This window comes from Bradyrhizobium sp. UFLA05-108 (assembly GCF_059803455.1).
Genome location: NZ_JBANAZ010000060.1, coordinates 14,890 through 39,772, shown reverse-complemented (window position 1 = coordinate 39,772; position 24,883 = coordinate 14,890). Strand labels below are relative to the sequence as shown.

Here is a 24,883-nt window from a genome sequence, read left to right as displayed (position 1 = left end):
GGGGCGGGACAAGGGGTTACTGATGCGAGCGTCCTATCTCTTCACCAGCGAGTCCGTGTCCGAAGGCCATCCGGACAAGGTCTGCGACCGGATCTCCGATGAGATCGTCGATCTGTTCTACCGCGAAGGACCTAAAGCCGGCATTGACCCGTGGCAGATCCGCGCGGCCTGCGAAACGCTCGCGACCACCAACAAGGTCGTGATCGCGGGCGAGACCCGTGGTCCCGCATCGGTCACCAACGAGCAGATCGAGAGCGTCGTGCGCGGCGCGATCAAGGACATCGGCTACGAGCAGGAAGGTTTTCACTGGAAGACCGCGGATATCGAGATCCTCCTGCATCCGCAGTCGGCCGACATTGCGCAGGGCGTCGATGCGCTTCAGCCGGGCGAGGTCAAGGAAGAGGGCGCGGGCGACCAGGGCATCATGTTCGGCTACGCCACCAACGAGACGCCCGACCTGATGCCGGCGCCGATCTTCTACGCCCACAAGATCCTGCGGCTGATCTCCGAAGCGCGCCATTCCGGCCGCGAGAAGGTCCTGGGTCCAGACTCCAAGAGCCAGGTCACCGTGCAGTACGAGAACGGCAAGCCGGTCGGCGTGCGCGAGATCGTGGTCTCGCACCAGCACCTGGTCGAGGATCTCACCTCGAACCAGGTCCGCGACATCGTCGAGCCCTATGTGCGCGAGGCGCTGCCGAAGGATTGGATCAACGGCAAGACCATCTGGCACATCAATCCGACCGGCAAGTTCTACATCGGCGGTCCCGATGGCGACTCCGGCCTGACCGGCCGCAAGATCATTGTCGACACCTATGGCGGCGCGGCCCCGCATGGCGGCGGCGCGTTCTCCGGCAAGGATCCGACCAAGGTCGATCGCTCGGCCGCGTATGCCGCGCGCTACGTCGCCAAGAACATCGTCGCGGCCGGTCTCGCCGACCGCTGCACGCTCCAGCTTGCTTATGCCATCGGCGTGGCGCGCCCGCTGTCGATCTACATTGACACCCACGGCACCGGTAAGGTGCCGGAGGATCAGCTCGAGAAGGCGGCGGCGCAGGCAATGGATCTCACCCCGCGCGGCATCCGCACTCATCTCGACCTCAATCGCCCGATCTACGCGCGCACTTCGGCCTACGGCCATTTCGGGCGCACGCCCGACAACGAAGGCGGCTTCTCCTGGGAGAAGACCGACCTCGTCGAACCGCTCAAGCGCGCAGTCTGATCAATTCCGTCATTCCGGGACGCCACGATAGCGGTGAACCCGGGATCTCGAACCTCTGGATTCCGGGTTCGCTCGTTTCACGAGCGCCCCGGAATGAGTTTTTCAAACAACAGGAAGCTCGACATGAACGCGAAGCCTGGCTTCACCGATTACATCGTCAAGGACATTTCGCTGGCCGATTTCGGCCGCAAGGAGATCTCGCTCGCAGAGACCGAGATGCCCGGCCTGATGGCCACCCGTGAGGAGTTCGGTCCGAAGCAGCCGCTGAAGGGCGCGCGCATCGCCGGCTCGCTGCACATGACGATCCAGACTGCGGTGCTGATCGAGACGCTCGCCGCGCTCGGTGCCGACATCCGCTGGGTCTCCTGCAACATCTATTCGACGCAGGATCACGCCGCCGCCGCGATCGCCGCGGCTGGCATTCCCGTCTTCGCCGTGAAGGGCGAGACGCTGACCGAATACTGGGACTACACCGCAAAGCTGTTCGACTGGCACGGCGGCGGCACGCCGAACATGATCCTCGATGACGGCGGCGACGCGACCATGCTGGTGCACGCCGGCGTCCGCGCCGAGAACGGCGACACCGCTTTCCTCGACAAACCTGCTTCCGAGGAAGAGGAAATCTTCTATGCGCTGATCAAGCGCCTGTTGCAGGAGAAGCCCAAGGGCTGGTTCGGCGAGATCGCCAAGAACATCAAGGGCGTCTCGGAAGAGACCACCACGGGCGTGCATCGCCTCTACGAGATGGCCAACAAGGGCACGCTGCTCTTCCCCGCCATCAACGTCAACGACAGCGTCACCAAGTCGAAGTTCGATAACCTCTATGGCTGCCGTGAATCGCTCGTCGACGGCATCCGCCGCGGCACCGACGTGATGCTGTCGGGCAAGGTGGCGATGGTCGCGGGCTTCGGCGACGTCGGCAAGGGCTCGGCCGCCTCGCTGCGCCAGGCCGGCTGCCGCGTGATGGTGTCGGAAGTCGATCCGATCTGCGCGCTCCAGGCAGCGATGGAAGGCTACGAGGTCGTGACCATGGAAGACGCCGCGCCCCGCGCCGACATCTTCGTCACTGCGACCGGCAACAAGGACATCATCACCATCGAGCACATGCGCGCGATGAAGGATCGCGCCATCGTCTGCAACATCGGTCACTTCGACAACGAGATCCAGATCGCGGCTCTGCGCAATCTGAAGTGGACCAACATCAAGCCTCAGGTCGACGAGATCGAATTCCCCGACAAGCACCGCATCATCATGCTGTCGGAAGGCCGCCTCGTGAACCTCGGCAACGCCATGGGCCATCCGAGCTTCGTGATGTCCGCGTCCTTCACCAACCAGACGCTGGCGCAGATCGAGCTGTTCGCCAACAACAAGGACGGCAAGTACGAGAAGAAGGTCTACGTGCTGCCGAAGACGCTCGACGAGAAGGTCGCGCGTCTGCACCTCGCGAAGATCGGCGTCAAGCTGACCGAGCTGCGCAAGGACCAGGCCGACTACATCGGCGTCAAGCAGGAAGGCCCGTACAAGTCGGATCACTACCGCTACTGAGGTCCGATCGCCTCGCAACATGCAGAAGCCCCGGAGCAATCCGGGGCTTTTTGTTTTGCAGGCCGGAAACTACGGGATTCTCCTCCCGGTTGCATCGGACGCCGATTAGCGATTGACGAGCGGCAATGATGGCCGGACAATCTTGGGCGGCGGAGGAAACCATGCAACAAGAACACTTCGACGTCCTCATCGTCGGCGCCGGCCTGTCCGGCATCGGCGCGGGCTATCATCTCAAGACGAAATGCCCGGGCAAGAGCTACGTCATCCTCGAAGGGCGCGATTGCATCGGCGGTACCTGGGATCTGTTCCGCTATCCCGGCGTCCGATCAGACAGCGACATGTTCACGCTCGGCTATTCCTTCAAGCCGTGGACCGATCCGAAGGCGATTGCCGACGGGCCGCAAATTCTCAACTACGTGCGCGAGACGGCATCCGAGAACGGTATCGACAGGAAGATCCGCTTCCGCCATCGCGTCAAGCGCGCGTCGTGGTCGACGCCGGATGCGCGCTGGACCGTCGAAGCCGAGCGTCCGACGGGCGAAGGTGCATCCGAGATCGTACGCTTCACCTGCAATTTCCTGTTCATGTGCTCCGGCTACTATAAATACGAAGAAGGCTACACGCCGGAATTCAAGGGCACTGCGGATTTCAAAGGCCGCATCGTGCATCCGCAGAAGTGGACCGAGGACATCGACTACGCCGATAAGCGCGTCGTGGTAATCGGATCGGGCGCCACTGCCGTGACGCTGGTGCCGGAGCTTGCGAAGAAAGCCTCAGAGGTCGTCATGCTCCAGCGTTCGCCGACCTATGTCGTGTCGCGTCCTGCGCAGGATCCGCTCGCCAACAAGCTGCGCCGCAACCTGCCGGCGACGCTCGCCTATCATTTGATCCGCTGGCGCAACGTGATGTGGGGCATGTTCTTCTTCCAGCTCAGCCGGCGTCGGCCCGCCAAGGTGAAGGACTTGATCCTGAAGGGCGTCCAGATGGCGCTTGGACCGGACTACGACGTCGCGACGCATTTCACGCCGCGCTACAATCCCTGGGATCAGCGGCTGTGCCTGGTGCCCGATGGCGACCTCTTCATGGCGATCCGCGAGAAGCGTGCCTGCGTCGTTACCAACGAGATCGACACCTTCACGAAAGACGGAATTCGCCTCAAGGATGGCAGCGAACTCGCCGCCGATATCATCGTCACTGCGACCGGGCTCGTGCTTCAGATCGTCGGCGGACTCGAGATCAGCGTCGACGGGCGGGTGATCGATTTCGCCAAGACGCTGACCTACAAGGGCATGATGTACGCGGACGTGCCCAATCTCGCCTCGGCCTTCGGCTACACCAACGCGTCGTGGACGCTGAAATGCGATCTCACCTGCGAATATGTCTGCCGGATCGTCAACTACATGGACCGGCACAATTTCCGCCAATGCGTGCCGCACAATGACGATGCGACGGTCGCCGCCCAGCCTTCGCTCGATTTCACCTCGGGCTATGTGCAGCGCTCGATTGCAAAGCTGCCGAAGCAGGGCTCGAAGCGACCGTGGCGACTGTATCAGAACTATGCAATCGACATCGTCTCGCTCCGCTTCGGCAAGGTCGACGACGGCGTGATGCAGTATTCGTGAGTGCAGCCGACCTCGCGCTCATTGCTTGCGCAGAGTCAGCGCAAGGCCGAGATCGATCGCCAGCGCCAGTATCACGGCGCCTCCGCCGAGACCGAACAGGACCAGATAGTCACCGCCGGTCTGCACATACAACCAGGAGAAGCCATAGGCCGCGGCCGCCTGGAATAGCGCAAAGCTGGTGGTCGCGTGGCTCCATGTGGCACGCTGCTGCTCGGAGCTGTGCGGGATGAGCTCATGGATGCGCCCGAGCACAAGCGGAACGATGCCGGGCGTGAAGGCGCCGACGACCACGCTCGACACGATCAGGGAGACCGGTGCGGTGCTGACTGTCGGAAGCAGGACTGCGGCGGCCTCGATCAGGAAAGCTGCGCGCAAAGAGGGACCGAATCCGCTCCGGTCGCCGAGATGGCCCGTGATCAGCGGCCCCATGATCGCGCCGAGACCATAGAGCACCCAGTAGCGCGATCCCGCCGCGATACCCTGGCCAAGGCCGCGCGCCACGAAATCGACGATGAAGACCATGTGCGGCACGAGTGCCACGGCGTTGAGGCCATACTGGACCAACAGGGCGCGGGCGGCGAGCGGGGTGCGACCATGCTTGGCATGATAAGCTGAAGACGCAGCTTCGGCCGGCCCGTCCGCAGGCCAGTTCCACCAGCTGAGAAGGGTCAACAGTCCGGAGAGAATCCCGAGCCCATACCAGCTCTGCCGCAAACCCTGTTGCAGCAACAGCGGCACCAGCGTCCCCGAGGCGGCGACGCCGAGGCCGACACCTGCGAAAATCACGCCGCCAACGATGCCGCGCTTGGCGGGCGCGGTGTGCGGCAGCACGACCGAGGCTGCCAGCACCATGATGATGCCGCCGGTGAAGCCCGCCAGGAAACGCCAGGCGAAGAACCAGGTGAAGGATACCGGCACCGCGCAGGCAAAGCAGGACAGCGTGGCGAGCAGCATCATGATGCGCAGCGCGCGGACAGCGCCAACGCGCGCGGCAGCGGGCCGCGCGATCAGCGCGCCGGCGAGATAGCCGGCGAGGTTCGCAGCGCCAAGATAGACAGCGTCGGAAGCGCTGAACCATTTGCCCGCGATCAGGGCTGGAATCAGCGGCGTGTAGGCAAAGCGAGCGAGACCTAATCCAACCAGCGAAGCACACAAGCCCGCCATCGCAAACCGCCAGGTCGCCCCCGGCCGCTCATGCGGCCGGACGTTGGCGTGGGGCTTGCGGGCATCTGCATTCAGTTCGGTCATGTCATCCTCCTGCGCGCTTCATCGCGCACGGATCAGCCTGGTTGCCTCGCGCGGCGGCGTCGGAATTCGAGGACGGGCACGCCGCCCCAACCTTAATTGTCGGTGTCGACCTCTTCGATCACGACAAGGGTCGAATCCAGCGGCTTGCCGAGGACATCGAGCAGCAACTGGCTCGAGCCCTTGAGCAGCGCGGCTTTCTCCTCCGCGGTGAGCGACGTCGCGCCGGCCGTCGTTCCTTCGCGGGTCACTTGAATTGTGACGATGGGCACGGTGAACTCTCCTGTCGGATCAATGGCCGGCGCTCTGGCCGCCGTCGACATGCAGGATCTCGCCGGTCACGAAGCCGGCTTGCTCGAGATAGAGCACAGCATTGACGATGTCGGACGTCTCGCCCATGTGGCCGAGCGGGTGCATCGCGCCGAGCTGGGCATGCGTCTCGGCGGGATGCATCGGCGTCTTGATGATGCCGGGCGAAACCGCGTTCACGCGAATGCCACGCTTGGCGTATTCGATCGCCAGCGACTTCGTCGCGGCCGCGAGCCCACCCTTGCTTAGCGAAGCCAGCACCGATGGTACGTTCGAGTTGGCCTGATCGACGAGGGTGGTCGTGATCTGGACGACGTGACCCGAGCCCTGCTTTTCCATCTCGGCGATGGCAAGCTGCGTGATGCGGAAGAAGCCCGCGACGTTGATGCCCATCACCGCCGCATAGTCCTCGGCCGTGTACTGCGTGAACGGCTTTGCGACGAAGATGCCGGCATTGTTCACCAGCGTGTCGACGCGGCCGAAGCGGGCGACAGCCTGCGAGACCACGCGCTCGGCGGTGGTCCAGTCGGCAATGTCGCCGGGAACGGCGAGGACTTCGTCATCGCTCGACGGCTTGATGCTACGGGCCGTTGCGACGACCCGATAATTGCGGTCGCGGTAGGCTTGGACGAGGGCGGCGCCGATGCCCTGTGATGCACCGGTGATGATGGCGACTTTCTGCTCGATACCCATGATAGGCTCCTATTGTTGGGGTGAACGGGTGCCAATCGGCTGGACTGGCTCGCCGTCATACGTACGCTGCGGTGAGGTCTGCGCGAATACGCGCTGTCCGGCAGACACTCTTTCGCGGCGCGATCGAATGGCGGATCAGCCCTTGCGGCGGTTGTCGTGCCGCGCGTGAGCGCCTAGCTTGCGGCCGGACCTTGCTGGGGCAACGGAAGGCGCATGGATCGTCTCGACGCGATGAAGGTGTTCGTCCTTACGGTGGAGGAGGGCAGCCTTGCTGCTGCTGGCCGCAAACTCGGCCGGTCGCCGGCCGCGGTGAGCCGCGCCGTCGCCTTCCTGGAAGAGCGGGTCGGCATCGAGCTCCTGCACCGCACGACGCGGTCGATCAAGCTCAGCGAGGAGGGCGAGCGTTATGTCGAGATCTGCCGCCGCGTGCTGACCGAGCTGGAGGAGGCCGACGATATCGCGGCGGGGCCGCGTGCCGCGCCGCGCGGCACGCTTGCGATCACTGCGCCTGTGGTCTCCGGCGAGATGGTGCTACGGCCAATCCTCGACACGTTCCTGGATGCCTACCCGACGGTGTCGGCAAAACTGTTGCTGTTCGACCGGGCGGTCAACTTGATCGAGGAGGGCATCGACGTGGCGCTCCGCATCGGTCCTCTCTCGGACTCCGCGATGGTCGCGATGAAGCTCGGCGACGTGCGCCGTGTCGTCGTGGCTGCTCCGCGATATCTCAACCAGCATCCACGAATCAGCGAGCCCGGCGATCTCGCCAAGCATCAGATCGTCGCCATGGCTCACCTGCCGAATTCCTGGACGTTTGCGCCGGAGCCCGGCTCCGTGGTGCCGCGAACCGTTCAGTTCACGCCGCGGCTCGTGATCAACAGCACCTATGCAGCGGTCGCTTCCGCCGTCGCCGGGCGCGGCGTCGCGCGGATGTATTCCTATCAAGTCGCCGAACAGGTGCATCGCGGCGAGCTCGTCATCGTGCTTGCCGGCGACGAGGATCCCGAAATGCCCGTGCACCTGATTTCGCCGCAGGGCCGGCTCTCGGTCCCGAAGGTGCGGGCCTTCACGGATTTTGCCGTGCCGCGGTTGAAGAAGCAGTTCGCGGTTCTCAAGAAAGCCATCGACACTCGCTGAATTGTGACTCGTTCGCCGCGCGAAGAGTGTTTATCGCAGACCGGCCATTTGGCGCGCCTTGATCGCGCGTACATCCGTCGCGATTCAGCGGCGCCTCGGCTGCATTGCGCACCTTTCCAAATGCGGGAGATGAAGATGTCAAAAGAGATAAACAGAGAGCGTCGTCGTTTCCTGACCACTGCCGCGATCGGTGTCGCCGCACCATTCGTTCTCGGCAGCGCTGCCGCCGCGCAGTCCGGCAAGGCGAGCCCCTCGACCTTGCCCGCGATCAAGCCGGGTACGAACACGTCCTTTGCCGCGATCAAGCAGATCGATGCCGGCGTCCTCAACGTGGGATACGCCGAGGCCGGTCCGGCCGACGGTTCCGTGGTGATCCTGCTGCATGGCTGGCCCTATGACATCCACAGTTTCGTCGATGTCGCGCCTGCGCTGGCGGAGGCCGGTCTTCGCGTCATCGTGCCGCATCTGCGCGGCTATGGCACGACGCGCTTCCTGTCGGGCGAGACGATGCGCAACGGCGAGCCCGGGGCGCTCGCCGTCGACCTCGTCGCGCTGATGGACGCGCTCAACATCAAGCAGGCGACGCTCGCCGGCTACGATTGGGGCGGGCGGACCGCCAACATCATTGCGGCGCTCTGGCCGGAGCGCGTCAAGGCGATGGTCTCAGTCAGTGGCTATCTGATTTCCAGCCAGGCGGCGGGCAAGATGCCGCTGCCGCCGGCTGCCGAGCTGCAATGGTGGTATCAGTTCTATTTCGCCACCGAGCGCGGCCGCGAAGGCTACGCGAAGAACACGCATGATTTCGCCAAGCTGATCTGGAAGCTCGCCTCGCCCGAATGGCATTTCGACGACGCCACCTACGACCGCAGCGCGGCCTCGCTCGACAATCCCGATCATGTCGACATCGCGATCCATAATTATCGCTGGCGGCTCGGGCTGGCCGACGGCGAAGCAAAATATGCCGAGGTCGAGCAACGGCTGGCGGGCCTGCCGGTGATCACCGTGCCGACCATTACCATGGAGGGCGATGCCAATGGGGCACCGCACCCGGAGCCCTCCGCCTACGCGAAGATGTTTTCCGGCAGATACGAGCACCGGACGATCACCGGCGGCATCGGGCACAACCTGCCGCAGGAAGCGCCGCAGGCCTTTGCCCAGGCGGTCGTCGATATCGCCGCGAGCTGACGGGCCGACCGCGCCATGCGTTGTTTTGCGTATTCGAGGCCGGAGATGAATCGGCCATGCTGCCCAAACGGTTAACGCCGGATTAACCGGCGCCTCCTAGGCTCTCTCGGCCGGGGTGCTCGCTAACTAAGGGTAGCCCAATGGAAGCCCAGAAGATCGCGGTCGACGCCGTTGTCGCGCTGACCGATTGTGACCGCGACGCCGTCGCCACCTTCATCCGCCGGTTCTATCTCGAAGGCGTCAGGGACCCCAAGCGCCTCACTTTCAAGGGGCTTCAGGCGTTCGCGCGGGCCTGATCGCAGTCCCAGCCGTCTCAACTGTCTGTGTCGAGAACGGCGGAACCCGCCTGCGGCGCCTTGCCGCTGACGGCGGGCCGGGCTACACGAGACGCGGCTGGGTCACTTGGGATCGGGGAAATGCTGAAACAGCTCTTTGCGCCGCAACTCGTCATCCTCTATGTGCTTGCGGCATCAACGATTTACGTCCACTTCCGGGGCAAGCAGCGGCTCCGCTTTGCGCGCCAGCTTGGCGATCATTCGACCTATCTCGCACCCTACAACGTGCTGATGTATGCCGGCTCGGCGGTACCGAACAAGCCGGTGATCTCGGTCGAGCAGTTTCCCGAGCTGAAGCCGCTCAGCGAGAATTGGGAGACGATCCGCGACGAGGCGGTGCGCCTGTTCGATGAGGGCTTCATCCGCGCCGCCGCCAAGAACAACGACTGGGGTTTCTATTCGTTCTTCAAGAGCGGCTGGAAGCGCTTTTACCTGAAATGGTACGATGACTTCCTGCCCTCGGCGCGCACGCTGTGCCCGAAGACGGTGGAGCTTCTGAACTCGATTCCATCGGTGCATGGCGCGATGTTCGCGATGCTGCCGCCCGGCGGCAAGCTCGGCGCGCACCGCGATCCCTTCGCCGGATCGCTGCGCTATCACCTCGGCCTCGTGACGCCGAACTCGAACAAGTGCCGGATTCTCGTCGACGGCGTCGAATGCGTCTGGCGCGACGGCGAAGCCTTCATGTTCGACGAGACCTTCATCCACAGCGCCGAGAACGCGACCGACGTCAACCGCATCATCCTGTTCTGCGACGTCGAGCGCCCGATGAAGTTTGGCTTCATGACCGCGATGAATCGCTGGGTTAGCCATCACATCGTCAAGGCGTCGGCGACCCAGAACGTCGATGGCGAGAGCGTCGGCGTGCTCAACAAGGTGTTCGGCAAGCTCTACGAGATCCACCTTGCGAGCCGCAAGGTCAAGGAATGGAACCGCAACGTCTACTACACGCTGAAATATTCGCTGACGGCGTTGATCCTCGGTCTCATCGTGATGTCGGCGTTGAAGTGATCGAAGCGCGTAGGGTGGATTAGCGCAGCGTAATCCACTGATTGCAAGAAGCCCCGGAGCGTGCTCCGGGGCTTTGTTTTCGTGGACTTGGCGGTGACGCTACGCCGGGCGGGCGCCGGTCTGAACGATCGTCCCCACGTGCTGGCCGCGCAGCGCCGCCGTGAGCCGGCCCGGAACGAGACCATTCACGACCTGCACGCGCGCGATATGCCGCGCGTTCGCCATCACTTCGAGCAGCGCGGGATCGAACGGCAGCGTGCCCTTCAGCTTGCCGAGCTCGGCAACGTTGGTCTCGCGTAGCAGCTCCGCCTTCTTGCCGTCGGCGCCATTGGGATCGACGGTATAGACGCCATCGACGTCCTCGACGATCGTCAGCCCCGCGGCGCCGAGTGCGTCGGCGAGCAGGAACGCGCCGGTGTCGGCCCGATGCAGCGGGATGCGCGAGGTCGGGAATTCGTGATGGTGGTACGGCGGAAACGCGCTGCCCACGACCGCGCGGGCGGCCGAGAGATGAATGGCGAGCTGGCTCGCGATGGTGGGGTGCTCGACATAGGAGACGCCTTCCGGCGCGAGCAGGCTCGCAAGGATATGGCCGTTCTGGCCGGCCTCGCTCGCGGCGAGCGGCGCGAGCGACCCGACGGGGAGCCCGAGGTCGAGGCCGACGCTGTAGAGATGGCGGGCGCGGACGCCGGCGCCGGTCAGGATGAGCAGGCGATGCTCCGATAGCAGCGAGCGCAGCTCGTCGACGAGCGGGAGAATCGCTTCATGACCGCGATCCATGAGGCGGCCACCGATCTTGACGACCTGCACCCAGGGCAGAAGCTTGATCGGGCGGCTACCTGCAACCGGGCGCGTGAGATCGCCGTCGAGAAGGGTCTGGCGTGCGAGCGGCGAGGCGACGTGCTTGATCTGGTTGGTGACAGTCATGGCGCTAATCTCTTCAGCTCGCAGTGATGATGGTGCCGACATGCCCGCCCGCGAGCGCGCGGGTCAGATTGCCGGGAACGAGGCCATTGACGATCTGCACCTCGCGGACATGGCGCGCTGAGGCGAGGAGATCGAGCACCGGGAATTCCAGGATCGAGTCCTGCAAGCCCTTGGCCTTCATTTCAGCCACCGAGATTTTTGGGATGAAGGTGGCGCTCTCTGAGGTCTTGGGATTCGCGGTGTAGAGGCCGTTCTCGTCCTTCACATAGATCATCGCCTTGCAGCCGAACTGCTCGGCCACGAGGAAGCAGCCGGCGTCGGTGCGGTAGGGCGGAATCACGCCCTCGGCCGCGGGACGCATCCACAGGCTATAGGGCGGCATGCCGCTGAAGATGACGGCGTTCACCTCGGCGAGGAACAGCGGCACGGACGAGAGCCCGGCGCTGCTGACCGCGGAGATGCCGTGCTTGGCGAGGAGTTGCCCGAGCATCGCGGCGTTCTGATCGGCAACGGAGGCGCCGAGCTGCGAAAGCACGCCAGCCGGCAGGCGAAGCCCCGCCGCGATCGAATAGAGATGCCGCGCGCGGGTGCCTGCGCCGGTCCCGATCAGGAGCTTGTGGACCTTGCGCGCAGCGATGATCTCCTCGACCAGCGGATAGACCGCGGCGCGGCCGCGATCGATGACGCTCTGCCCGCCGATCTTGATCACCGTGGCATCCGGCAGGATCCGGAAGTCCGGAGCTGCTTCCGACGCCGCCACGAGCTCGGGATCGGTGAGTGAGCGCTGCATCAGGAGTGCTTCAAGCTCCGTGGTCGTGTTCGGCATCCGAGACATCCTCTCGTTTCAGTGCATTCGCGATGCTGGCCCGCCGGCCGAGCCCCGGGATCAGTCTAATATAGAAAAGCCCCGGAATGCACTCCGGGGTCCTGATTCCCAGTGCGTAGGTGGATTAGCGAAGCGTAATCCACCTTTCGACTTGAGCAACAATCGACGTGCTCAGTTGCCACGCGCCCGTGGTGGCGGATTATGCTTCGCTAATCCGCCCTGCGCTCCGAGCTTGACGCTGTGCGAGTTTCACTCCGGCTGGCCGATCGAGACCTTCAGCGTGCCGACGCCGTCGACGCCGCATTCGAGCTCGTCGCCGGGCTGGAGCTGCGACACGCCGGCGGGCGTGCCGGTCAGGATGATGTCGCCGGCAGCGAGCTTCACCTGCTGCGAGAGCTGCCAGATGATCTCCGGCACGTTCCAGATCAACTCAGTGAGGTCGCCTTTCTGGGCTTCCTTGCCGTTGACGGTGAGCCAGATCTTGCCCTTCGACGGATGACCGATCTTCGAGGCCGGCTGCACCGCGGAGCAGGGCGCCGAACCGTCGAACGACTTGCCGATCTCCCAGGGCCGCTCCTTCTTGCGCGAGGCGATCTGGAGGTCGCGGCGGGTCAGGTCGATGCCGACGGCATAGCCGTAGACATGGTCGAGCGCCTTCTCAGCGGGAATATTGAGGCCGCCGCTCTTCATCGCGACGACCAGCTCGACCTCGTGATGCAGGTCCTTGGTGAGGGGCGGATAGGGGATGGTGGCGCCATCGGGCACCAGCATGTCGGCGTGCTTGGCGAAGAAGAACGGCGGGGCGCGCTCGTCATTGCCCATTTCGCGGATGTGCTCGAGATAGTTGCGGCCGACACACCAGATCCGGCGCACCGGATAACGGCCGGTCTCGCCGACGACGGGAAGCGAAGCCTGAGGCGGAAGCGGGATGACGTAGGAGGCGGCGTTCATGAAGCGATCTCGCTGCTCTTGGGTGATAAGAATTCCTAAGCGGTTGCGCTGATTGGCGCCAGCCCCAGCGGGCTGGTGTCGTGATGCTGGAGACGGAAGAACGAGGCGTAGCGGCCGGAGCGACGCAAGAGCTCGTCATGCCGTCCGCGCTCGACGATCTCGCCGCCCTCGACCACCAGGATGGCGTCCGCGTGCATGATGGTGTGCAGACGGTGCGCGATCACGATGGTGGTGCGGTTCCGGCAGAGATGCTCGATCGCCTCCTGCACCTGCTTCTCGGATTCGGAATCGAGCGCGGCGGTGGCCTCGTCGAGCAGGATGATCGGGGCGTTCTTGAGCAGCGCGCGGGCGACAGCGATGCGCTGGCGCTGGCCGCCTGAGAGCTGCGTGCCATGCTCGCCGACCGGCGTGTCGTAGCCGAGCGGGAAGCCCATGATGAAATCGTGGGCGCAGGCCGCCTTGGCGGCATCGATGATCTCATCTTCGCTGGCGCCAGACCTGCCGAAGGCGATGTTGTTGCGGATGGTGTCGCGGAAGAGATAGACGTCCTGGCCGACATAGGCGGTCTGCGCGCGCAGCGATTTGCGCGACACCGACGCGATCGACTGGCCGTCGATCAGGATGTCACCCTGCGTCGCCTCGTAAAAGCGCAGCAACAGCGCCAGCACGGTCGACTTGCCGCCGCCGGAAGGGCCGACCAGCGCGGTGACCTTGCCGGGCTCGGCAGTGAAGCTCATGCGGTTGAGCACGGTCTCGCCCGCGCGGTAGGCGAAGCTGACATCGTTGAGCTCGATCCGCGCGTCCGACAGTTTCAGTGCCGGCTTGTCGTCATCGGATTGCTCGCTCGCCGGGCTGTCGACGACTTCGAGAAGCATGCGCGCGCCGACGAGCTGGCTGTTGAGGTCGATGTTGAGCCGCGCCAGCCGCTTGGCCGGCTCGGTTGCCATCAGGAACGCGGTCATGAAGGAGAAGAACTGCCCCGGGGTGGCACCGAGTGCGACCACGCTGTAGCCGCCATAGAGCAGGCAGCCGGCGACCGCGAAGCCCCCCAGCATCTCCATCAGCGGATTGGAGCGGTTGGCGACGCGCGCCATCTTGTTGGCGTTGCGCTCCACGACTGCGATGTTCTCGTCGATGCGGCTTTGCATCGCATCTTCCAGCGTGAACGCCTTGACCGTGCGGATGCCTTGCAGCGATTCCTGCATGGTCTCCAGGATGTCCGCGGTGCCCGTGAACTGGTTGTAGGCGAGGCCCTTGATGCGCTTGACCAGCTTGCGCAGCACCAGCATTGCCGGTGGCACCGCGACGAGGCCGATGAACGACATCAGCGGATCCTGCCACACCATCACGCCGATCATGGCGAGCAGCATCAACAGGTCGCGCCCGACGGCGTTGACCAGCATGTTGAGGACGTCGGTGATCGATTTGGCGCCGGCGGTGAGGCGCGCCAGGAATTCCGAGGAGTGCCGCTCGGAGAAGAAGCCGATGCTTTCGCGCATCAGCTTGGCGAAGAGCTGCCGCTGGTTGGTGGCGAGGATAGCGTTGCTGATCTTGGTCAGGATCACCATGTGGCCATAGGTCGCCACGCCCTTGATGAACAAGAGGATCACCGTCACGCCGGACAGCATCGCGATGCCGGGAACGTTCTTGTCGACATAGGCCTGGTTGATGACCTGGCCGAGAACGTAGGTCGCGGCCGCGGTCGCCCCGGCGGCCGTTGCCATCAGCGCGAAGGCGACCAGATAGCGCCGCCAATAGGTGATCCCCTGTTCCGTGACGAGGCGGCGAATCAGGATCGCTGCCGCATAGGGATCGTCGGTGATTTTCTTTGGAAACTGGGCCATCCGTAGTCCATTGACGGCCGGGGGCAAGCCTGCCCGCGCGTCAGGGATCGAATGGCCTCTGTGCCCGCTCAGGGAGGGTTTTTCAAGCCCAATTAAGGACTTGCAAACCTAACGATTCTAGGCCGACGCCGCCTGGCGAAGCTCGCCGTGGCGCTCGCGGAACAGCTGCTCCTCCCAGGCCAGCGCATGGGCCGCAATCGTTTCGAGGTTCTCATATTGCGGCTTCCAGTCCAGCACGCTGCGGATGCGGCTGGTATCGGCGACCATGGTCATGATGTCGCCGGGCCGGCGCGGCGCGTACTGGACCGCAAAGCTGCGCCCCGCAACCCGACGCACGGCATCGATTGTCTCGAGCACGGAATAGCCGCGGCCATAGCCGCAGTTCAGCGTTATCGAGGGGCCGCCGCGGCGCAGGTAAGCCAATGCCGAGTGATGCGCCTGCGACAGATCGGTGACGTGGATGAAGTCGCGGATGCAGCTTCCGTCCGGTGTCGGATAGTCGGTGCCGAACACGTCGATCTTGGCGCGCTGGCCGGTGGCGGCTTCGACTGCAATCTTGAGCAGGTGCGTGGCGCCGACGGTGGCGAGCCCGATGCGCGCCTGCGGATCGGCGCCGGCCACGTTGAAATAGCGCAGCACGACATATTGCATGCCGTAGGCCGAGGCGACGTCGTGCAGCATGATCTCGGTCATCAGCTTCGAGGAGCCGTAAGGCGAGAGCGGCCGCGTCGGCGCCTGCTCGGGCACCGGCACCTGGTCGGGATTGCCGTAGACGGCGGCGGTCGACGAGAAGATGAAGCGGTTGATGCCGCGCTTGACTGCGACGTTGAGCAGGTTGCGCGCGGTCATGAAGTTGTTGCGGTAGTAGCCGAGCGGATCGCGCATCGACTGCGGTACCACGACCGAACCTGCGAAATGGATGATGCTGTCGATGTTGTGCTGGGCGATCACACCTTCGACAAGGTTCTCGTCGCCGGCGTCCCCAATGAACAGCGGCACGCCTTCCGGCAGGTAAGCGGAAAAGCCCGTGGAGAGATCGTCGATCACGACGACGTCCTCGCCGGCTTCCGCCAGCGCCAGAACCGTGTGACTTCCGATATAGCCGGCACCGCCGGTGACAAGCACAGTCATGATCTCACCCGTCTTGCGATCATCCGGTGATGCTAACGTTTGCGTGGTGAAGAGGGGGTATCGGCGCGGCTGAACTGGTCACTATGCTTAATGTTGCGTATAGGAGCCGCACGAAACGGAGCGTGACGTGGCCAATTTCCCGGGCGATCTCGAACTGATCGTGCCAAATCTGCACAGGCGCTATTCCGGCGTGACCGCGACGAACCGGATGGTCGCGCCGCGCCTGGCAAGGCTGTTTCGCGCCGCCTGGTTCGGCTCCGACGCGCCGGAGGGGATCGCGCGCCTTGGCGTTGCCGACTTCCTGAAACTATGGCGCCGGCGCGCGCCGCTGATCTGGCACGCGCGCCGCAACAACGAGATGATCGCGGGCGTGCTGCTGCGCGCGCTCGGCTGGCCCTTGAAGCTGGTGTTCACCTCGGCCGCGCAGCGGCATCATAGCTGGATCACGCGCTGGCTGATCCGGCGAATGGACGCGATCATCGCAACCTCTGACATCTCGGCGTCGTTCCTGAAAGTGAAGGCGATCGTGATTCCGCATGGCGTCGACACCGACATCTACGCGCCGCCTTTGGATCGCGGCGCAGCGTTTGCGGAAGCCGCGCTGCCGGGTCGCTACGCGATCGGCTGCTTCGGCCGCGTGCGTGCGCAGAAGGGCAGCGATGTCTTCGTCGATGCGATGTGCCGTCTGTTGCCGCGCCATCCGGATTTCACCGCCGTCATCGTCGGTGCGATCACCCCGGAGCAGATGCCGTTCGCGAATGATCTGAAAAAGCGGATCGAGGCCGCCGGCCTGCAATCGCGCATCGTCATCACCGGCGAGCTACCGATCGAACAGGTACAGCGCTGGTATCAGCGGCTGACGATCTACGCCTTCACCTCGCGCAACGAAGGCTTTGGCTTGACGCTGATCGAGGCGATGGCGGCGGGCAGCGCGCTCGCAGCCTCACGCGCCGGCGCGGCCGAGCTCGTGGTCGAGGACGGCGTTACCGGCGTCTTGATGCCGCCGGGCGATGCGGATGCGCTGGTCGCCGCGCTCGAGCCGCTGATGCGCGACCCCGCCGCCGCGCTGGCCATGGGCGCGCGCGGGCGGACACGGGTGCTCGCGAGGTTCAGCCTCGATGCCGAGGCGGGGAGGATCGGAGACGTCTATCGTCCGCTGCTCTGAACCGGCGCTTTCGGGGGCCAGGACAAAAAACTCGAAAACAACCCCATGCAAAGTAGCGGTGACGGGTGGGGCGACGACTTGCGGGTTTTGCGAAATTGGTTGATGCGTCGGGCAAATCGCCAAACAGGCATCATCGCAGAAATGATCGGGCTCGCACCGTGTCATCGGCCGCGGGCTTTGTTGGTTTTCGACGTCCTTGACACATTGTTCATGTTTTGTTCTTATTCTGCCATCCCTGAAGTGGAGATGGCTATGGACAATCGCATCAACGAAATCCGAAGACTTATCAGGGCGTTACGCGTGAGCATGCTTGAGGCTGAGGCCATCATGCGTGATCAGATCAATCGGGATGAGAGCTGCGCCTTCGTGGCGCAGGAGATCATGAAGATGCGCTCGGTCATGGGCCTGCTGGTCCAAGAGCGGACAGCGCTCGGAGATACCGATCCCATTCTCGTCAATAGTTTCTTCCTTCCCCGTCGGCGGTCGACGGAGAAGGTCGTTGCCCGGCACCTCTCCCGAGCGGGGAGAGGCCGGATTGCGCAGCAATCCGGGTGAAGGGCTGCGGCGCTCAGTGAGACTGTAACCCCTCACCCGGATCGCATCTTTCGATGCGATCCGACCTCTCCCTTCGGGAGAGGTGATCTGGATCCTCGACTCACTTCCGATTCCAACCAAAAACCATCCCGCTTCAGTGCGCTTGTCACGTCGTGGCGCGTGCGCCGCTTTCGCTGAGCACGCGCTGCGCGATGGCGACGACCTCGGAGGCCGCGATGTCGCGCATGCAGCGGTGGCCGTTCATCCGGCAGATCGTGCTCTGGCAAGGCTGGCAGGAAAGGATCGACTTGTTCTGCACGACGGTGGCGGCAAGGCCGTTGAGCGGCGCCCAAAGGTAAGGGCTGGTCGGGCCGAAGATGCCCATGGTCGGCGTGCCCAGGGCGGCTGCGATGTGCATCAGTCCGGAGTCGTTGGAAATGGCAACGCCGGCTGCCGCCATCGCGAGCACGCCGTTGCGCAAGTCCGTGCCGGTCAGGTCGCGCACGCGCGGCCCACCGGCAGCGACGATCTCCTGTGCCATGGCCTTCTCGCCGGGGCCGCCGACCACCCAGACTTCCAGGCCCTTCTCCACGAACTGGCGGGCCGCTTCCGGATAGTAAGTCCAGCGCTTGGAGGCGCCGACCGATCCCGGCCCCAATGCGACTGCGGTGACCCCGGTCAGGCCGTTCGTCTGGCGCCAGCGTGCGACCTCCTCGGGCGGAACGCGCAATTGCGGCACCGGCCATTCCGGCGGCAGCGGCGCGCCGTCGGGTTGGGCGAGCGAGGCGTTCTTGTCGATGAAGCGGGGTAGCCGTTTCTCGCCCCAGCGCCAGCGGTTGATCAGGCCGAATCGGAATTCGCCGACGAAGCCGACCCGTTCGGGGATGCCGGCCAGCGCGGGCGCGATGGCCGCCTTCCAGGTCCGGGGCAGCACCAGGGCGGTGCTATAGTTCCGCTCGCGCAGCAGCCTTGCGAGGCCGAATTGTCTGGTCACGGCGAGCCGGCTGCGCGGTAGGTCCCAAGCGATCCCCTCTCGCACGCCCGGCATGTAATCGACCAGCGGAGCGCAGAGCGGGGTGGTCAGGAGGTCGACCGGCCGATTCGGCCAGCGCTCCTTCAGGACCCGCACCACGGTATGGTTCCGAACGAAATCGCCGATCCACATGTAGGGGATGATCAGAATCGGCCGCGTGTCGGCCGGATCCTCAAATCCACTAAATTGCGAATGTTCGTTCATTTGTTAAGGGGCCCAGGTGACGTCGACAGGGTCCGTTCGGTAGCCGCTCTGCACAGGCAGGACAAGGCGGGACAGTTCCGATCCCCAAAACCGCTTACACTTTGGCGGATCATGCGCTACGGCAGGGCTTGCGGCGGGTTCTTGGGTCGTTTCTTGGACAGTTTCTTGGTCAGTCGCACTGAATTTGGCAAATCGGGCAGGGACGGTTGAATGTTGCTGGTGACCGGCGGGGCCGGTTTTATCGGATCGAACGTCGTGGCGGCGCTCAATGATGCGGGCCGCAGCGACGTGGCGGTCTGCGACCTCCTCGGCCACGAGGGCAAATGGCGCAATCTCGCCAAGCGTCAGCTCGCCGACATCGTGCCGCCCGCGGAACTGATCGACTGGCTGAGCGGTCACAAGCTCGATGCCGTGATTCACCTCGGCGCCATTTCCGAGACAACCGCGACGGATGGCGATCTCGTCGTCGAGACCAATTTCCGTCTCTCGATGCGCCTTCTGGACTGGTGCACGGCGAACGCCGTGCCGTTCATCTATGCCTCATCAGCCGCCACCTATGGCGACGGCGCGGAGGGCTTCGGCGATGACGCCTCGCTCGCCGCGCTGAAGGCGTTGCGGCCGATGAATCTCTACGGCTGGAGCAAGCATCTGTTCGATCTCACTGTCGCCGGGCGCGTCGCGCGCGGCGACAAGCTGCCGCCGCAATGGGCGGGGCTCAAGTTCTTCAACGTGTTCGGCCCGAACGAATACCACAAGGGCACGATGATGAGCGTGCTGGCGAAGCGCTTCGACGACATCAGGACCGGCCGCGTCGTGCAATTGTTCAAGTCGCATCGCGAGGGCATTGCCGACGGCGATCAGCGGCGTGATTTCATCTATGTCGACGACGTCGTGCGGGTCATCATGTGGCTCCTTGCAACGCCCTCGGTCTGCGGGCTGTTCAACGTAGGAACCGGCAAGGCGCGCAGCTTCAAGGACATGATGCTCGCGGCCTACGCGGCGCTCGGCACGAGGCCCAACATCGAATACATCGATATGCCCGAGACGATCCGGGACAGTTATCAGTATTTCACCCAGAGCGAGGTCGATCGCCTGTGCCGCGCCGGCTATAACGGCGGCTTCACGGCGCTCGAAGATGCGGTGACGGCCTATGTCAGGGGCTACCTTGACCGGCCCGACCGTTTCCGCTGAGGCGTTGAGGACCATGCAGACGCCCATCTTCGATTTCGATACGCTCGCGGAGGCCGTCGCTGGCCGCACGGTGCTCTGCATCGGCGATCTCATGCTCGACGAATTCGTCTATGGCGAGGTCTCGCGGATTTCGCCGGAGGCGCCGGCGCCCGTCATCGTCGCGCAGCGCAGCGAGACCCATATCGGCGGCGCCGGTAACGTGGCGCGCAACATCGCGTCCCTCGGCGCGCGCTGCATCTTCGTCGCGCTGGTCGGCGAGGACGAGGCGGGGGCGCGGCTCAAGGGCGCGCTGACGGAGATCGCCCGCATTGAAAGCGTGCTGGTCAGCGATCCCTCGCGCCCGACCACGCGGAAAGTGCGTTTCGTCTCCGAACATTTTTCCACCCACATGCTGCGCGCCGACTGGGAGCAGGCGGTGCCGGCCTCCCCCGAAATCGAGCTGAAGCTGATCGAGGCGATCCTGCCGCAGATCTCGCGCGCCGACATCGTGCTGCTCTCCGATTACGCCAAGGGCGTGCTGACCGCGCGCGTGATCCGTAACGTGATCGACGCCGCGCGCAAACTCGGCAAGCGCGTGATCGTCGATCCCAAGAGCCTCAACTGGGCGATCTATCGCGGCGCCACCCTGCTCACGCCCAACCGCAGGGAATTTGCCGAGGCGACCCGCAGCCGCGCCGACACAGTCGGGAGCATCACCGAAGCCGCGCAGGACGTGATGCGGCTTGCCGATTGCGAGGCGATCCTGGTGACGCAAAGCGAGCACGGCATGACACTGGTGCCGCGCGAGGGCGAGGCGGTCCACGTGCCGGCCTATCCGGCGAAGGTGCGCGACGTCTCGGGCGCCGGCGACACCGTCGCTGCCGCGCTTGCCGCGACGCTCGCGACAGGCGCCGATTGGGATACGTCGCTGCGCATGGCCAGTGCCGCCGCTGCGGTCGCGGTCGGCAAGCAGGGCACCGCGAACGTGAGTGCGGCCGAGCTGCGGCGAAAAATCCTGCCGCATGCCTATCTCGCGGCCGAGGAAAAGATCGTGCTCGCCCCCAGCGCGCTTGCCGAGCAGCTGGCGGACTGGCGCAAGCAGGGCCTTCGCGTCGGTTTCACCAATGGCTGCTTCGACATCCTGCATCCCGGCCACGTCAAGGTGCTGACCGCGGCGCGCGCGGCCTGTGACCGCCTCGTCGTCGGCCTCAACAGCGACGCCTCGGTGCGGCGGCTGAAGGGCGAGGACCGGCCGGTGCAGAACGAACGCGCGCGGGCCGAGGTGCTGGCCGCACTCGAAGCCGTCGACCTCGTCGTCATCTTCGAAGAGGATACGCCGATCAATCTGATCACCGATATCAAGCCAAGCGTGCTGGTGAAAGGCGGCGACTACACCCGCGAGCAGGTGGTCGGCCATGAGGTGGTCGAAGCCGCGGGCGGAACGGTGGTGCTGGTCGACATCCTCAGGGGATTCAGCACGACCGCACTCGTCAACCGGGCGCGGGGAGGGACGACGTGACGACGCTGGCGCGGGAAACCACCGGTGCGATGATGCTCCGCCGCTTGCGCAGCCCCGCTGCGTGGGGCGAGACCGTGGACCTGTTCGCGGTGCTGACCGCGGCCTCGCTGCCCTGGTCGACCTCGCTGGCCGCGATCTTCAATGCCCTCATGCTCGTCTGCATGGTGCCATTTCTCGACGTCAGGGATTTCCTGCAATCGTTGAAGCGGCCGATCTGTGCGGCGCCGATCGCGCTGTTCGTGCTCGCGCTGGTCGGAACGCTGTGGTCGGATGCGGCGTGGGGCGCGCGGCTCTACGCCGTGAACCCGACCGTCAAGCTGCTCGTGCTGCCGGTTCTGCTCTATCATTTCGAACGCTCCTCGCGCGGACGGTGGGTGTTCGTCGCCTTCCTGGTCTCCTGCGCGCTGTTGTCGGTGATGTCCTGGCTGGTCGCCTTCAATCCCGCACTCTCGATCAAGCCCGGAAACGTCGAGCGCGGCATCTTCGTCAAGAACTACATCGACCAGAGCCAGGAATTCACGCTGTGCGCGGTCGCGCTCGCCTATCCGGTCGTGATGCTGCTGCGTGAGAAGCGATACGGGCTCGCCGTCCTGCTCACGGCGCTCGCGCTGAGCTTCTTCGCCAACATGGCCTTCGTCGTGGTGTCGCGCACCGCGCTCGTCACCGTGCCGATCATGTTCGCGGTGTTCGCATTTTTGCACCTGAAATGGCGCAGCATCGCGATCATCTCCGCCGCTCTGCTCGCTGGCGCTGCGCTCGCCTGGCAGATCTCGCCGCAATTGCGCAAGACCGCCGACAGCTTCGCCAGCGATTATCGTGGCTACAAGGAGAGGGGCGAGCCGACCTCGCTCGGGCTGCGGCTCGAATTCTGGCGAAAATCCCTCGGTTTCTTCGCGGAGGCTCCGGTCATGGGGCACGGCACCGGCTCGACGCGCGGATTGTTCGAGCAGGTCGCCACGCCCAGTGGGCGCTACCAGGCTTCTGCCGAGGTGATCGGCAATCCGCATAACCAGACGCTGAATGTCGCCGTGCAATGGGGCGTCATCGGCATCGTCGTCCTCTATGCGATCTGGCTCCTGCACCTTCTGCTGTTTCGCGGCGACGGACTTGCCAACTGGATCGGCCTGTTGGTCGTGGTGCAGAATATCTTCACTTCGCTATTCAACTCCCATCTGTTCGACTTCCACGAGGGCTGGATGTACGTCATCGGCGTCGGCGTTGCCGGTGGCATGGTGATCCGCGCGCGACAAGCTGACCCGAAGGTGGGGGAAGCTGGTTCCTGAGCGGTCGGGCGGCTGGCATGTCTCGACGAGATGGGCTATCAGCGCGGTCAGGTTGCATCTAACTGGATATTCATCGGTCGGCGGATGACGCGTCTTTCGCATCTTACCTTGCGCAATTTCCTGATCGCACTCCACGACCTCCTGGCGACCACGGCGGCGCTGTTCGTCGCTTTCTATCTGCGCTTCGAGGGCGGGGAGCTGTTCTTCGCCCGTTTGCCGCTGCTGCTGAAGATCCTGCCAGGGTTCCTCGCCTTCAGCGTGGTCGTGTTTTACGTCTTCAACCTGACCACGACGAAATGGCGCTTCATCTCGCTGCCCGATGCGCTAAACATCATCCGCGTTGCGACCGTGCTCACCTTCGCACTGCTCGTGCTGGACTACATCTTCCTCGCACCCAACGTCCACGGCACCTTCTTCCTCGGCAAGGTGACCATCATCCTCTACTGGTTCCTGGAGATCTCCTTCCTCAGCGCGCTGCGCCTGACCTATCGTTACTTCCGCTATACGCGGGTGCGGCGTCACGCCCGGATCGAGGATGCCTCGCCGACGCTGCTGATCGGCCGTGCGGCGGACGCTGAGGTGCTCTTGCGCGGCATCGAGAGCGGGGCGATCAAGCGCATTTGGCCGGTCGGCGTGCTGTCGCCGTCGAGCTCCGATCGCGGCCAGCTGATCCGCAATGTGCCGGTGCTGGGCGGCATCGACGACATCGAGGACGTCATTGGCGACTTTGCCAAGCGCAACAAGCCGATTGCCCGTGTCGTGATGACGCCGTCCGCGTTCGAGCCCGAAGCCCATCCGGAATCGATCCTGATGCGGGCGCGCAAGCTCGGCGTGATCGTCAACCGCATGCCGTCGCTGGAGAGCGGCGACACGCCGCGGCTCACGGCGGTCGCGGTCGAGGACCTCCTGCTGCGGCCGAGCGAGAAGATCGACTATGCGCGTCTGGAAACCCTGATCAGGGACAAGTCCGTAATCGTCACCGGCGGCGGCGGCTCGATCGGTTCGGAAATCTGCGAGCGCGTCGTCGCCTTCGGTGCTGCGCGCCTGCTGGTGATCGAGAATTCCGAGCCGGCGCTCTACGCGGTCACGGAAGCGCTTGCGGCGCAGGGTTCTGCGGCGACGATCGAAGGCCGGATCGCCGACATCCGCGATCGCGAACGCGTCATGCGCCTGATGGCCGAGTTCAAGCCGGACATCGTGTTCCATGCCGCCGCGCTCAAGCACGTGCCGATCCTGGAACGCGACTGGAGCGAGGGGGTCAAGACCAACATCTTCGGCTCGATCAACGTGGCGGACGCCGCCCTTGCCGCCGGCGCCGAGGCCATGGTGATGATCTCGACCGACAAGGCGATCGAGCCGGTCTCGATGCTCGGCCTGACCAAGCGTTTTGCGGAAATGTACTGCCAGGCGCTCGATCACGATCTGGGGTCGCAGGGCGGAGACAAGTCGCCGATGCGGCTGATCTCGGTGCGCTTCGGCAACGTGCTCGCCTCGAACGGCTCGGTGGTACCGAAATTCAAGGCGCAGATCGATGCCGGCGGTCCGGTCACGGTCACGCATCCCGACATGGTCCGCTACTTCATGACCATCCGCGAGGCCTGCGACCTCGTGATCACGGCTGCGACCCACGCGCTCGGGGCCGAGCGCTCGAACGTTTCGGTCTACGTGCTCAACATGGGCCAGCCGGTCAAGATCGTCGATCTCGCCGAGCGCATGATCCGCCTCTCCGGCCTGCAGCCCGGCTACGACATCGAGATCGTGTTCAGCGGCATGCGGCCCGGCGAGCGCTTGAACGAGATCCTGTTCGCGTCCGAGGAGCCGACCGTCGAGATCGGCATTGCCGGCATTATGGCAGCGCGGCCCAACGAGCCGCCGATGCAGACCCTGCGCAAATGGACCTCCGCGCTGGAGCAGGCGATCGCACGCGACGATCGCGCCACCATCAGGACCATCCTGAAGGATGCCGTTCCGGAATTCGGATCGACTGCGGCCTGA

At 64.4% G+C, this 24,883-nt stretch carries 22 protein-coding genes; 13 read left to right on the top strand and 9 right to left on the bottom strand.

Features of this window, described 5'->3' with window-relative positions:
* Nucleotides 1-22: 22 nt before the first annotated feature.
* From metK to SO140_RS33685, 3 genes are all read left to right on the top strand, one after another.
* A complete protein-coding gene (gene metK / locus SO140_RS33695; protein WP_449379083.1) occupies nucleotides 23-1,219 on the top strand; it encodes a methionine adenosyltransferase in 1,197 nt (398 codons plus the stop codon).
* A 123-nt stretch (nucleotides 1,220-1,342) separates the two neighbouring features.
* On the top strand, nucleotides 1,343-2,764 hold the full coding sequence (gene ahcY, locus SO140_RS33690; RefSeq protein WP_449379084.1) for an adenosylhomocysteinase: 1,422 nt from the start codon (nucleotides 1,343-1,345) through the stop codon (nucleotides 2,762-2,764).
* Nucleotides 2,765-2,925: 161 nt separating this feature from the next.
* Nucleotides 2,926-4,386: a flavin-containing monooxygenase gene (locus SO140_RS33685; protein WP_449379085.1), complete on the top strand. Its 1,461-nt coding sequence runs from the start codon at nucleotides 2,926-2,928 to the stop codon at nucleotides 4,384-4,386.
* 18 nt (nucleotides 4,387-4,404) lie between these two features.
* Here the strand turns inward: SO140_RS33685 and SO140_RS33680 are convergent, their stop codons facing one another.
* From SO140_RS33680 to SO140_RS33670, 3 genes are all read right to left on the bottom strand, one after another.
* Complete coding sequence (locus SO140_RS33680; RefSeq protein ID WP_449379086.1) at nucleotides 4,405-5,634, bottom strand: YbfB/YjiJ family MFS transporter; 1,230 nt, start codon at nucleotides 5,632-5,634, stop codon at nucleotides 4,405-4,407.
* Between the two features lie 92 nt (nucleotides 5,635-5,726).
* Complete coding sequence (locus tag SO140_RS33675; protein WP_449379114.1) at nucleotides 5,727-5,903, bottom strand: tautomerase family protein; 177 nt, start codon at nucleotides 5,901-5,903, stop codon at nucleotides 5,727-5,729.
* A 19-nt stretch (nucleotides 5,904-5,922) separates the two neighbouring features.
* On the bottom strand, nucleotides 5,923-6,633 hold the full coding sequence (locus SO140_RS33670; RefSeq protein ID WP_449379087.1) for an SDR family NAD(P)-dependent oxidoreductase: 711 nt from the start codon (nucleotides 6,631-6,633) through the stop codon (nucleotides 5,923-5,925).
* Between the two features lie 213 nt (nucleotides 6,634-6,846).
* Here SO140_RS33670 and SO140_RS33665 point away from each other — a divergent pair, with 213 nt between their 5' ends.
* From SO140_RS33665 to SO140_RS33650, 4 genes are all read left to right on the top strand, one after another.
* Nucleotides 6,847-7,770: a LysR family transcriptional regulator gene (locus tag SO140_RS33665; RefSeq protein ID WP_449379088.1), complete on the top strand. Its 924-nt coding sequence runs from the start codon at nucleotides 6,847-6,849 to the stop codon at nucleotides 7,768-7,770.
* Between the two features lie 135 nt (nucleotides 7,771-7,905).
* Complete coding sequence (locus SO140_RS33660; protein WP_449379089.1) at nucleotides 7,906-8,955, top strand: alpha/beta fold hydrolase; 1,050 nt, start codon at nucleotides 7,906-7,908, stop codon at nucleotides 8,953-8,955.
* 140 nt (nucleotides 8,956-9,095) lie between these two features.
* Nucleotides 9,096-9,251, top strand: coding sequence for a hypothetical protein (locus SO140_RS33655; RefSeq protein ID WP_449379090.1), 156 nt, complete (start codon nucleotides 9,096-9,098; stop codon nucleotides 9,249-9,251).
* 120 nt (nucleotides 9,252-9,371) lie between these two features.
* Nucleotides 9,372-10,301, top strand: a complete 930-nt coding sequence (locus tag SO140_RS33650) for an aspartyl/asparaginyl beta-hydroxylase domain-containing protein (RefSeq protein ID WP_449379091.1) — start codon at nucleotides 9,372-9,374, stop codon at nucleotides 10,299-10,301.
* A gap of 99 nt (nucleotides 10,302-10,400) precedes the next feature.
* On the opposite strand, the gene SO140_RS33645 is transcribed toward SO140_RS33650, so the two are convergent.
* The 5 genes from SO140_RS33645 to galE form a co-directional block, all read right to left on the bottom strand.
* Nucleotides 10,401-11,228, bottom strand: coding sequence for an amino acid kinase family protein (locus SO140_RS33645; protein WP_449379092.1), 828 nt, complete (start codon nucleotides 11,226-11,228; stop codon nucleotides 10,401-10,403).
* A gap of 13 nt (nucleotides 11,229-11,241) precedes the next feature.
* Nucleotides 11,242-12,054: an amino acid kinase family protein gene (locus SO140_RS33640; RefSeq protein WP_449379093.1), complete on the bottom strand. Its 813-nt coding sequence runs from the start codon at nucleotides 12,052-12,054 to the stop codon at nucleotides 11,242-11,244.
* A 249-nt stretch (nucleotides 12,055-12,303) separates the two neighbouring features.
* Entirely contained in the window at nucleotides 12,304-13,005 is a 702-nt protein-coding gene (locus SO140_RS33635) for a fumarylacetoacetate hydrolase family protein (protein ID WP_449379094.1), read from the bottom strand.
* Between the two features lie 35 nt (nucleotides 13,006-13,040).
* Nucleotides 13,041-14,849: an ABC transporter ATP-binding protein gene (locus SO140_RS33630; protein WP_449379095.1), complete on the bottom strand. Its 1,809-nt coding sequence runs from the start codon at nucleotides 14,847-14,849 to the stop codon at nucleotides 13,041-13,043.
* Nucleotides 14,850-14,966: 117 nt separating this feature from the next.
* A complete protein-coding gene (galE, locus tag SO140_RS33625) occupies nucleotides 14,967-15,980 on the bottom strand; it encodes a UDP-glucose 4-epimerase GalE (protein ID WP_449379096.1) in 1,014 nt (337 codons plus the stop codon).
* A 127-nt stretch (nucleotides 15,981-16,107) separates the two neighbouring features.
* Between galE and SO140_RS33620 the strand changes: the two genes are divergently transcribed.
* Nucleotides 16,108-17,145: a glycosyltransferase family 4 protein gene (locus tag SO140_RS33620; protein WP_449379097.1), complete on the top strand. Its 1,038-nt coding sequence runs from the start codon at nucleotides 16,108-16,110 to the stop codon at nucleotides 17,143-17,145.
* Nucleotides 17,146-17,397: 252 nt separating this feature from the next.
* Complete coding sequence (locus tag SO140_RS33615; RefSeq protein WP_449379098.1) at nucleotides 17,398-17,700, top strand: hypothetical protein; 303 nt, start codon at nucleotides 17,398-17,400, stop codon at nucleotides 17,698-17,700.
* A 145-nt stretch (nucleotides 17,701-17,845) separates the two neighbouring features.
* Here the strand turns inward: SO140_RS33615 and waaF are convergent, their stop codons facing one another.
* Complete coding sequence (waaF, locus tag SO140_RS33610) at nucleotides 17,846-18,916, bottom strand: lipopolysaccharide heptosyltransferase II (protein ID WP_449379099.1); 1,071 nt, start codon at nucleotides 18,914-18,916, stop codon at nucleotides 17,846-17,848.
* Between the two features lie 210 nt (nucleotides 18,917-19,126).
* On the opposite strand from waaF, the gene rfaD reads away from it, so the two are divergent.
* From rfaD to SO140_RS33590, 4 genes are all read left to right on the top strand, one after another.
* Entirely contained in the window at nucleotides 19,127-20,107 is a 981-nt protein-coding gene (gene rfaD / locus SO140_RS33605; protein ID WP_449379100.1) for an ADP-glyceromanno-heptose 6-epimerase, read from the top strand.
* 25 nt (nucleotides 20,108-20,132) lie between these two features.
* Entirely contained in the window at nucleotides 20,133-21,605 is a 1,473-nt protein-coding gene (rfaE1, locus tag SO140_RS33600) for a D-glycero-beta-D-manno-heptose-7-phosphate kinase (protein ID WP_449379115.1), read from the top strand.
* Entirely contained in the window at nucleotides 21,602-22,888 is a 1,287-nt protein-coding gene (locus SO140_RS33595) for an O-antigen ligase family protein (RefSeq protein ID WP_449379101.1), read from the top strand. Before rfaE1 ends, SO140_RS33595 begins: the two co-directional genes overlap by 4 nt.
* An 84-nt stretch (nucleotides 22,889-22,972) precedes the next feature.
* On the top strand, nucleotides 22,973-24,883 hold the full coding sequence (locus tag SO140_RS33590) for an SDR family NAD(P)-dependent oxidoreductase (RefSeq protein WP_449379102.1): 1,911 nt from the start codon (nucleotides 22,973-22,975) through the stop codon (nucleotides 24,881-24,883).

Coding starts and splice junctions, on each gene's coding strand:
- waaF (WP_449379099.1), bottom strand. CDS start 18,916: ATGAACGAACATTCGCAATTTAGTGGATTTGAGGATCCGGCCGACACG.
- SO140_RS33670 (WP_449379087.1), bottom strand. CDS start 6,633: ATGGGTATCGAGCAGAAAGTCGCCATCATCACCGGTGCATCACAGGGC.
- SO140_RS33685 (WP_449379085.1), top strand. CDS start 2,926: ATGCAACAAGAACACTTCGACGTCCTCATCGTCGGCGCCGGCCTGTCC.
- metK (WP_449379083.1), top strand. CDS start 23: ATGCGAGCGTCCTATCTCTTCACCAGCGAGTCCGTGTCCGAAGGCCAT.
- SO140_RS33650 (WP_449379091.1), top strand. CDS start 9,372: ATGCTGAAACAGCTCTTTGCGCCGCAACTCGTCATCCTCTATGTGCTT.
- SO140_RS33635 (WP_449379094.1), bottom strand. CDS start 13,005: ATGAACGCCGCCTCCTACGTCATCCCGCTTCCGCCTCAGGCTTCGCTT.
- galE (WP_449379096.1), bottom strand. CDS start 15,980: ATGACTGTGCTTGTCACCGGCGGTGCCGGCTATATCGGAAGTCACACG.
- rfaD (WP_449379100.1), top strand. CDS start 19,127: ATGTTGCTGGTGACCGGCGGGGCCGGTTTTATCGGATCGAACGTCGTG.
- SO140_RS33665 (WP_449379088.1), top strand. CDS start 6,847: ATGGATCGTCTCGACGCGATGAAGGTGTTCGTCCTTACGGTGGAGGAG.
- SO140_RS33615 (WP_449379098.1), top strand. CDS start 17,398: ATGGACAATCGCATCAACGAAATCCGAAGACTTATCAGGGCGTTACGC.
- SO140_RS33645 (WP_449379092.1), bottom strand. CDS start 11,228: ATGACTGTCACCAACCAGATCAAGCACGTCGCCTCGCCGCTCGCACGC.
- SO140_RS33640 (WP_449379093.1), bottom strand. CDS start 12,054: ATGCCGAACACGACCACGGAGCTTGAAGCACTCCTGATGCAGCGCTCA.
- SO140_RS33590 (WP_449379102.1), top strand. CDS start 22,973: ATGACGCGTCTTTCGCATCTTACCTTGCGCAATTTCCTGATCGCACTC.
- SO140_RS33630 (WP_449379095.1), bottom strand. CDS start 14,849: ATGGCCCAGTTTCCAAAGAAAATCACCGACGATCCCTATGCGGCAGCG.
- SO140_RS33680 (WP_449379086.1), bottom strand. CDS start 5,634: ATGACCGAACTGAATGCAGATGCCCGCAAGCCCCACGCCAACGTCCGG.
- SO140_RS33655 (WP_449379090.1), top strand. CDS start 9,096: ATGGAAGCCCAGAAGATCGCGGTCGACGCCGTTGTCGCGCTGACCGAT.
- ahcY (WP_449379084.1), top strand. CDS start 1,343: ATGAACGCGAAGCCTGGCTTCACCGATTACATCGTCAAGGACATTTCG.
- SO140_RS33660 (WP_449379089.1), top strand. CDS start 7,906: ATGTCAAAAGAGATAAACAGAGAGCGTCGTCGTTTCCTGACCACTGCC.